9 protein-coding genes are annotated in these 8,775 nt (G+C 73.7%); 6 read left to right on the forward strand and 3 right to left on the reverse strand.

Going from position 1 to position 8,775, the window contains the following annotated elements; genetic code table 11:
* Positions 1-9 precede the first annotated feature (9 nt).
* Both AB0435_RS29930 and AB0435_RS29935 read right to left on the reverse strand, forming a co-directional pair.
* Positions 10-810, reverse strand: coding sequence for a 5-oxoprolinase subunit PxpA (locus AB0435_RS29930; protein WP_366007424.1), 801 nt, complete (start codon positions 808-810; stop codon positions 10-12).
* A gap of 8 nt (positions 811-818) precedes the next feature.
* Positions 819-1,475, reverse strand: a complete 657-nt coding sequence (locus tag AB0435_RS29935) for a GntR family transcriptional regulator (RefSeq protein ID WP_366428389.1) — start codon at positions 1,473-1,475, stop codon at positions 819-821.
* Between the two features lie 197 nt (positions 1,476-1,672).
* On the opposite strand from AB0435_RS29935, the gene AB0435_RS29940 reads away from it, so the two are divergent.
* The 6 genes from AB0435_RS29940 to AB0435_RS29965 all read left to right on the forward strand — a co-directional run bounded on the left by AB0435_RS29940 (position 1,673) and on the right by AB0435_RS29965 (position 7,932).
* Positions 1,673-2,377, forward strand: coding sequence for a DUF969 domain-containing protein (locus AB0435_RS29940; RefSeq protein ID WP_366007422.1), 705 nt, complete (start codon positions 1,673-1,675; stop codon positions 2,375-2,377).
* Entirely contained in the window at positions 2,374-3,342 is a 969-nt protein-coding gene (locus tag AB0435_RS29945) for a DUF979 domain-containing protein (RefSeq protein WP_366428390.1), read from the forward strand. Before AB0435_RS29940 ends, AB0435_RS29945 begins: the two co-directional genes overlap by 4 nt.
* 78 nt (positions 3,343-3,420) lie before the next feature.
* Positions 3,421-4,065 carry a pyroglutamyl-peptidase I gene (gene pcp / locus AB0435_RS29950; RefSeq protein WP_366428391.1) on the forward strand — a complete coding sequence of 215 codons (645 nt, stop codon included), beginning with the start codon at positions 3,421-3,423 and terminating at the stop codon, positions 4,063-4,065.
* Between the two features lie 66 nt (positions 4,066-4,131).
* Positions 4,132-5,655 (forward strand): hypothetical protein, encoded by a 1,524-nt coding sequence (locus tag AB0435_RS29955; protein ID WP_366007419.1) that lies wholly within the window; start codon positions 4,132-4,134, stop codon positions 5,653-5,655.
* A 73-nt stretch (positions 5,656-5,728) separates the two neighbouring features.
* The gene (locus tag AB0435_RS29960) at positions 5,729-6,646 is read left to right on the forward strand and encodes a hypothetical protein (RefSeq protein WP_366007418.1); all 918 of its coding nucleotides are present in this window, start codon (positions 5,729-5,731) and stop codon (positions 6,644-6,646) included.
* 245 nt (positions 6,647-6,891) lie between these two features.
* On the forward strand, positions 6,892-7,932 hold the full coding sequence (locus tag AB0435_RS29965; protein ID WP_366008603.1) for a DeoR/GlpR family DNA-binding transcription regulator: 1,041 nt from the start codon (positions 6,892-6,894) through the stop codon (positions 7,930-7,932).
* A 12-nt stretch (positions 7,933-7,944) separates the two neighbouring features.
* Here AB0435_RS29965 and AB0435_RS29970 read toward each other — a convergent pair whose 3' ends face one another.
* Positions 7,945-8,571: a helix-turn-helix domain-containing protein gene (locus AB0435_RS29970; RefSeq protein ID WP_366008602.1), complete on the reverse strand. Its 627-nt coding sequence runs from the start codon at positions 8,569-8,571 to the stop codon at positions 7,945-7,947.
* Between the last annotated feature and the right edge of the window lie 204 nt (positions 8,572-8,775).

Genomic DNA, 8,775 nt, shown 5'->3' on the forward strand with positions numbered 1-8,775 from the left:
CGGGCGCGCTCACGCGAACGCCTCCACCCGCACGCCCGCGGCCTCCAGGGCGGCGCGTACCCGGCGGGCGGTGTCGGCGGCGCCGGGGGTGTCACCGTGCAGGCACAGCGAGCGGGCCCGTACGGTCACGTCCTCGCCGGTGAGGGCGGTGACGGTGGCCGAGCGGGCCATCCGCACCGACCGGGCGACGACCGCCTCGGGGTCGAGGACCACGGCGCCGGGCGTGCGGCGGGGGACGAGCGTCCCTGCGGCGGTGTACGCGCGGTCGGCGAACGCCTCGGTGACGACCGGCAGTCCGGCCTCCGCCGCCGCCTCGTGCAACCGCGAGCCGGGCAGGCCGAGTACGGGCAGGGCGCCGCCCGCCCGCAGCACGCCCGCCACGACGGCGCGCGCCTGCTCGGCGTCGGCGACCGTGCGGTTGTAGAGCGCGCCGTGCGGCTTCACATAGCTGACGTCCGAACCGGCCGCCCGCGCGAAGACGCGCAGCGCGCCGATCTGATAGGTGATCTCGTCGGCGAGCTCGTCCGGGGGCACGTCCATGGCGCGCCGCCCGAAGCCTGCGAGGTCGTGGTAGGAGACCTGGGCGCCGATGCGGACGCCGAGTTCCGCGGCGCGCTCGCACACCCGCCGCATGGTGGAGGGGTCGCCCGCGTGGAAGCCGCAGGCGACGTTGGCGCTGGTGACGACCGACAGCAGGGCCTCGTCGTCGGTCAGGTGCCAGCGGCCGAAGCCCTCGCCGAGGTCGGCGTTGAGGTCGAGGGCGGGGCGGGTGCCGGTGTCGTGCTCCGGTCCGGTCGTGAGTCCGGTCATGGGGCCGGTCATGAGGAAGCCTCCCGCATCGTGTCGAGGATGAGCCGGCGTGCGTCATCCAGATAGGTGGTCAACTCGGCCTCGGCGCGGCCGTGGTCGCCGTTCTCCAGCAGCGTCGCGAGCGAGCGGTTGCGCAGCAGGAACGGCTCGTGGAAGCGGCGGGGCGAGGGCATCGTGTGGAAGGCCAGGCGCAGTTCGGCGAGCAGCCGGTCCATCGCGGAGTCGATGCGGGCGCTGCCGCCGAGGGCGGCGAGCGCCCGGTGGAAGCGGAGGTCGGCCGAGGCCACCTCCGGCCAGTCACCCGCGGCGGCGGCGCGCTCGCCCCGGGCGACGGCCCCGGCGACCGCGGTGCGCAGGGCGGGCGCGGCGCTCGCGGCGGCCCGGACACCGGCGGTCTCCAGGGCGGCGCGCACGCGGTAGATGTCCGTGACGTCGGCGGGCTCCAGGACCCGGACGAAGACGCCGCGGTTGAGCCGGTGCACGACCAGGCTCTCGTGGACGAGCAGCCGGAACGCCTCGCGCAGGGTGTTACGCGAGACCCCGAGCTCGCGGCCGAGCGCCTCCTCCGACAGCTGGGTGCCGGGCGGCAGGCCGCCGCCCTCGATGCGGTCGCGGAGCGTGTCGGCCACGCGCTGGGCGGTGGACAGGGCCATGGCGTCCCCCATGGTTCGACGGGTGTGACGGGCGATGCGGAGCCGGGGCGTGCGGGGTGCGGGGTGCGGGGTGCAAGAGCGGATCGGACCGGCCGGGCGTCGCGGAATCGTGAGTCAAGCCTCTTGAGGATTGTTGAACAATATCTTAGCCTCCTCGCCAGTTGCCTCACTCGCTCGAATGAGGTCCGGGCACCCGGAAGGCAGGGCGCATGATCGTTCTCCTCGGCGTCCTCGTGGTCGTCATCGGCTTCGCCACGAGGCGCAATCCCCTGCTGGTGGTCGGCGGCGCCGGCATCGCCACCGGCCTCCTCGGCGGCCTGTCGCCCCAGCGCGTCCTCGCCGCCTTCGGCGAGGGGTTCGCCTCCAGCCGCTCGGTGACGATCTTCGTGATCACCCTCCCGGTCATCGGCCTCCTGGAGCGCCACGGCCTCCAGGAACAGGCCCGCCGCCTGATATCCCGCTTCGGCTCGCTCACCACCGGCCGCTTCCTCGCCTGCTACCTCCTGCTGCGCCAGCTCACCGCAGCCCTCGGCCTCAACAGCGTCTTCGGGCACGCCCAGACCGTCCGCCCGCTCGCCGCCCCCATGGCGGAGGGCGCGGCCGAGCGCCGGCACGGGCCGCTGCCCGACAAGGTCCGAGAGAAGGTGCGCTCCTTCGCCGCCGGCGCCGACAACGTCGGCCTCTTCTTCGGCGAGGACGTCTTCCTGGCCGTCGGCTCGATCCTGCTGATCACCGGCTTCGTCAACACCACCTACCACACGCACCTCGAACCGCTCGACCTCGCGCTGTGGGCCGTGCCCACCGCCCTGTGCGCCCTCGCCGTCCACGGCTGGCGGCTGCTGCGCCTGGACCGCACGCTGGCCCACGCGATGGCGCGCACGGCGTCCGACAAGCCGGTGGGAGCCGACAAGTGATCAAGGCCGAGTGGTTCTACTGGCTGGTCGGCGCCATCTTCCTGCTGATGGCCGCCCAGATGCTCACCGACCGCACCAACCCCAAGCGCCATGGCACCGCCGCCTTCTGGGGCCTGCTCGGCCTCGGCTTCGTCTACGGCACCTGGGTGGCCGACAAGTCGGCACCCGCCGAACCCCTGGGCGCCGCCGTCCTCGTCATGGCGGGCCTCGCCGGCTTCGGCTTCACCGGCCGCGGCACGGCCCGTACGACCACGCCGGAGCAGCGGGCGGCGAGCGCGCGGCGCCTGGGCGGCAAGCTCTTCGTCCCGGCGCTCACCATCCCCGTCGTCGCCCTGATCTGCGCCGTCGGCGTCAAGAAGCTCTCCGTGGGCGGGCAGCCCGTCCTCCAGAAGGGCAGCGAGACGATCCTCGGCCTCGGGATCGGCGCCGTCGTCGCCCTCGCCGTCGGCATGGTGCTGCTGCGCGAGAGGAAGCTCTCCACCCCCGTGCACGCCGGGCGCTCCATGCTGGAGACGATGGGCTGGGCCATGCTGCTGCCGCAGCTGCTCGCCACCCTCGGCACGATCTTCTCCGTCGCCGGGGTCGGCGACCAGGTCCGCAGGATCACCACGGCGCTGCTCCCCGACCACTCCCTCTATCTCGCGGTCGTCGTCTACTGCGTGGGGATGTTCCTCTTCACCGTCGTCATGGGCAACGGCTTCGCCGCCTTCCCCGTGATGACCGCCGCGGTCGGCTGGCCCGTCCTCGTCGTGCAGGAGCACGGCAGCGCGCCCGCCGTCCTCGCCATCGGCATGCTGGCCGGATTCTGCGGCACCCTGGTCACGCCCATGGCCGCCAACTACAACGTCGTGCCCGCCGCCCTGCTGGAGCTCAAGGACCAGTACGGTCCCATCAAGGCCCAACTGCCCACCGCCGTCGCCCTGCTCGGCTGCAACATCGTGATCATGTCCCTGTTCGCCTTCTGAGTCCGCCTTCCGACGGCGCCCCACGACGGCGCCCACGAAACCCGGACGTCCCCCACGAACCCCAGCGGAGGAGCGGCCATGCCCCGAGTGCTGCTGACCGGATTCGAACCCTTCGGCGGAGAGGCCGTCAACCCCTCCTGGCAGGCCGTCCAGGCCGCCGCCGAGCACCCGCCCCAGGGCGTCGAACTGAGCACCGCCCGACTGCCCTGCGTCTTCGGCGCCGCCCTCGACGCCCTGCGCGCGGCCGTCGCCGCCACCCGCCCCGACGTCGTGCTCTGCGTCGGCCAGGCCGGCGGCCGCCCGGACGTCACCGTCGAACGTATCGCCGTCAACCTGGACGACGCCCGCATCCCCGACAACGCCGGCGCGCAGCCGCTCGACGAACCGGTCGTCCCGGGCGGTCCCGCCGCCTACTTCGCCACCCTCCCCGTCAAGGCGTGCGTCGCCGCCGTACGGGAAGCGGGCCTGCCCGCCTCCCTCTCCCACACCGCGGGCACCTTCGTCTGCAACCACGTCTTCTACGGGCTGATGCACCTCGCCGCGACCGAACACCCGGGACTGCGCGGCGGGTTCGTGCACGTGCCGTACGCGCCGGAACAGGTCACCGACCGGGCGCTGCCGTCACTCCCCGTGGCCGCCGCGGCCGAGGCGCTGCGTGTGATCGCGATCACCGCGGCCGGGCGCGACCAGGACATCCGCGTGGCCGGCGGCATCACACACTAGGACGGTACGGGCATTTCACCCGTGCCGTTTCGTCCGTTGTCGGTGTGACCGCCTACTCTGTGCGACGTGACTTCTCCAGCCCCGGCGGCCGTTCCGCCCCAGCTCAACGGGCCCTCGCGGCCAGCCCCGGGCCCCGCCGCCGACGAGGGCCTGGCCCGCAGGCTCCGCGCGCTCGCCTGCACCGCGCCCCTGCACGACCTCGACGCGCGCAAGGCCAACCTGGCCGGGGAGTACGGCGGCTACGCCATGGCCGAGGTGGCGCTCGCCGCCATCGACCTCGTCACGCTCAACATGGACTTCGACACCGGCGCCGACCACGAGCAGATAGTGTCCCGGCTGCTCCCACGCGTCGGCGCACAGGCACCCGGCCGCCCCGCGGCCGAGCACGAGCGCGTCGCCCGGTGGGTCCTGGAGAACCTCATCAACGTCGGCAGCGTCGACCGCGGCTTCCGCGCTGTCTACGGCACCTTCGGCGCCGACGGCGCGTATATCCGCCGCGACTACGACTTCAAGCTCATCGAAGAGGTCCCCGGCCACGGCGGCACGGTCTTCCTGCGCACCACCGACGAAGCGGTCAACGTCCTCGTCGGAGCCCTCGACACCGACGTCACCAGCGCCCAGATCGCCGCCGAGGTGAAGCTGGAGGTCCTCATCAGCCGGGGCCGCCTCGCCGACGCCCAGCTCGCCGCCGAACAGGCCCGCTACCGCACCGTGCAGTACGCGGAGACCCTCCGCAAGACCCTCGACGCCACCCGGCGCAACGTCCGCGCCGTCGACTGGCTGCGCACCGTCCCCGACATGATCGCCGAAGCGCTCGACCACGTCGCCGACCGCTACCGCCACGAGAACGCGATCCTCACCAACATCCGCAAGGCACGCGACGAGGCGGAGGACCCCGAGCACAAGCGCCGCGCCGCCGAGCTCGTCGACATCGTCAAGGACTGCATCCGCCGCCACACCCAGCTCCAGTCCCGGCTGCTGGAAGCCGGCCCCCTCTTCCGCGCCGAACAGGACCGGCAGGCGTTCGCCCCCTCCGCCACCGGCTCCGGACTCGACCTCTACGGCCAGCTCCTCGCCCCCCTGCTGCCGCTCCCCGTCGGGCGGGCCGGGCGGGTGACCGACGCCTTCTTCGCCAAGGGCACGGGCCTGCGCACCCCGGCGTCCGTACGCGTCGGCGACCTCGTCGAGATGCTGCTCACCCCGCCCGCGGAGCGGGAGCACCTCGGCGCGGAGATGCCCGAGCCGGACCTCATCACCACCCCCGACGACAGCCGCTTCAGCGAGGCGCAGCTCGCGAGCGCCATGGAGCTGCTCGACCTGCCGGCCGACGCCCCCCGCCGGCTGTCCGGACTCCTGGCCGAGGCGCGCCGCGACGACCCCGAACTGCCCTACCTCGTCGCCCTCCTGGCCGTCCACGCCGCGAGCCCGCCCGTCGGCACCGCCTACCGCCAGGGTGAGCCGACCCTCCTCTTCGCCGTCGACGACGGCACGGAGCTCGACGACCCGGAGTTCGGCGGCGCCGACCTCATCGTCGGCAAGGCCCTGCTCGACGCGGCCGGCATGGCGGCGGACCGTGAGGCGGCGTCATGAGCGGGACCGCCGGGGCGCCCCGCCGCACCGGACCGGCCGTCAACCCGCAGCAGCACTCACAGGAGCAGCAACCGTGACCGAGTACGACATCGACGACGCGGCACAGCCGGAGCCCGCGGCCGCCGGCGCGGCCCCCGCCCCCAGCGGCAACGTCACCCCCGCCGACGCGGCCGACGCCGCCCGGCTGATCGCGTTCGGGCTCCAGCCCAAGCTCCAGCCCGCCCGCGACGCGGAGTACACCGAGCTGCTGCGCCGCCACCGCGACGACCCCGCGTTCGCGCGCCTCGCCGACGCCGTCGCCGCCGGGCTCGGGCTCGTCGTCTTGGAGGTCTCCACCCGCGCCGGCATGGCCGTCACCGCCGCCGAGGATTCCGTCTTCGCCGTGCGGATGGGCGACTATGCCCGCCGCGCGACCGTCGACTCCGCCGACCGCTTCCTGCACGGCCTCGCCCACCTCGCGGTCGCCGCCATGGCCTTCCCCCGCCCCGAGGACCTCGCCGACGACGGCTACATCGGCCGCGTCACCGTCAACGGCATCGACGCCTTCGTCCGCCAGGCGTGCCGCAGGCTGGAGGAACGGGCCGCCGAGCAGGGCGAGAACACCGACCCCACCAGCGACGCCCCCGGCCTGGAGGCCGCGTGGCGCGTCTACTCCCGGCGCAGCGCGACCGGCGCCACCAAGGACGCCCGCCGCCTCGCGGGCTCCACCACCGGCATCATCGCCAAGGCCGTCGCCTTCCTCGTCGACTCCGGCTTCCTCCAGCGCACCGGCGACGACGCCGGCGGCGCCTACCGCACCACGGCCCGCTACCAGCTCCAGGTCCGCGACATGGCGGGCACCGCCGCCATGTCCGAGCTGCTGGAACTGGGCATCGTGCCCGTCGGCGACGGCAGCGCGAGCCTGCTGCCGCCGGACGACGCCGACGCCCTCGACCTGGTGGCCGACGCCGGCCTGCCGTTCTTCGAGCACGGGGACGCCTCCCAGCGCTAAGGGGGGTCTGATGGATCTCCGCGGCGTCGCGACGCCCGGCACGCACTCTCGCCGCACCGGCCGAAAACCCGAGTACGCCCAGTACGAGGGCTTCCGGCCGGCACGCCGAGAGCACGCACCGGACGCCGCTCCTTCCCCACGGAGATCCATCAGACACCCCTTAGCGGAGCCAGGCGTTCCCTATACCACGCCATACGTTCCGCAGCGGACAACTTCCGTAAAATTCTGCAACCTGCTGAAAACGGATGGTCGTTGGCGTTACTGTCGGTTTCGTGTTCGCTGCAGAACGTCGTCAATTGATCCTCGAAATGGTGCGCGCCAACGGAGCGGTTTCGCTCCGTGAGCTCGCCCGCGTCGTCCAGACCTCCGAAGTGACCGTACGGCGGGATGTGCGGGCATTGGAGGCAGAAGGACTGCTCGACCGCCGGCACGGCGGTGCGGTGTTGCCGGGCGGTTTCACCAGGGAATCCGGCTTCCCGCAGAAATCCCATCTAGCGACCGCGGAGAAGACGGCCATCGCCGATCTCGCGGCGAGCTTCGTCGAAGAGGGCGAAGCGGTGGTCGTCGGCGCCGGCACGACCACGCAGGAGCTGGCCCGCCGGCTCGCGCGCGTGCCGGGCCTGACCGTGGTCACCAACTCCCTGCTCGTCGCGCAGGCGCTGGCCCACGCCAACCGGGTCGAGGTCGTCATGACCGGCGGCACGCTGCGCGGCTCCAACTACGCCCTGGTGGGCAGCGGGGCCGAGCAGTCGCTGCACGGGCTGCGGGTGTCCAGAGCGTTCCTGTCCGGCAGCGGGCTGACCGCCGAGCGCGGCCTGTCCACGTCCAACATGCTCTCCGCGAGCGTGGACCGGGCGCTGGTGCAGGCGGCGGCGGAAGTGGTGGTGCTGGCGGACCACACCAAGCTGGGCACCGACACGATGTTCCAGACGGTGCCCACCGACGTGATCACGCGGCTGGTGACGGACGCGCCCCCGGGGCACGACGAACGGGCCGCCACCGAGCTCCAGGCGCTCGCCGACCAGGGCGTCCACATCTCGGTCGCGGGGCCCGGCGCGGGGTCGGGCTCGGGGCCGACGGGCGTCCCCGGCGGGGGCGAGGCCGCGCCGCCCGGCCGCCGCCGTGACGTCCCCCTGCCGGGACAGCGGCGTACGCACCCGATGGGCCCCGGACAGCCCCCGGGGCCGGCGCAGGGGGGGCCGCCGGGCCCCCAGCTGCGCAGCGCCGTCTCCCTGGGCGACCAGGCGACGGCGCGGGTGGCGGACCTGGCGCCCCGGCGGCGCTGACGCCAACGCGCCTCAGGCGCCGGACGGGCCGTCGTTCCCGCCGTCCCGTCCGGCGCCCGCGGGCGCCTTCAGACCCGTGAGCGTGAGCATCAGCAGCCGGTCCGCCAGCTCCGGGTCGTCCGGCGACTGCTCGACGGCCAGGGAGATCGCGTTCGTCAGCTGCATCAGATCCACGATGCCGACGTCCGCCCGCACCGCCCCCGCCCCCTGCGCGCGGGCGAGCAGCTCGCTGCCCGCGTCCCGCATCGGCAGGCTGCACCGCGACATCGCGGACCCCTCGTCGCTCTGCGCGGCCATCAGGGCGCGCGAGAGCCCCCGGTAGGTGCTGGCGTGCGCCACGATGGTCCGCAGCCACTCCACGAGCGCCCGGCAGGGCTCCGGCGAGGCCAGCAGCTCCCGCGACCGGGCCAGCAGCGCGTCGACCTCGCCCTGGAAGACGGCGCTCATCAGGGCCGTGCGGTTGGGGAAGTGGCGGTAGAGAGTCCCGATCCCGACGCCCGCCCGGCGCGCGATGTCCTCGAGCGAGGCGTCCGTGCCGTGCGCGGTGAAGGCGGTACGCGCCTCCGCGAGCAGGCGCTCGTAGTTCCGCCGGGCGTCCGCGCGCATGGGGCGTGGCGCGTGTGTGGTCTCCGTGGTCATTGCCGCCTCCCTTGGGGTCCCCGCGGCGTACAACAATGCCACTCGCTTCGCGGGGGCGGGTGGGGGTGGGGCTTGCGGTTGTCTTGTGCGGTGTCCGCCTGCGGCGGCGGACGGAGAAAGACGCACTGACGGATCACGACGGGAGAATGTGACAGATGACGGAGAAAGAGCTGCTGGCCGAGCGTTTCGAGGCCCACCGCACCC

This window comes from Streptomyces sp. NPDC051173 (assembly GCF_040689515.1).
In the GTDB taxonomy this organism is placed as follows: domain Bacteria; phylum Actinomycetota; class Actinomycetes; order Streptomycetales; family Streptomycetaceae; genus Streptomyces.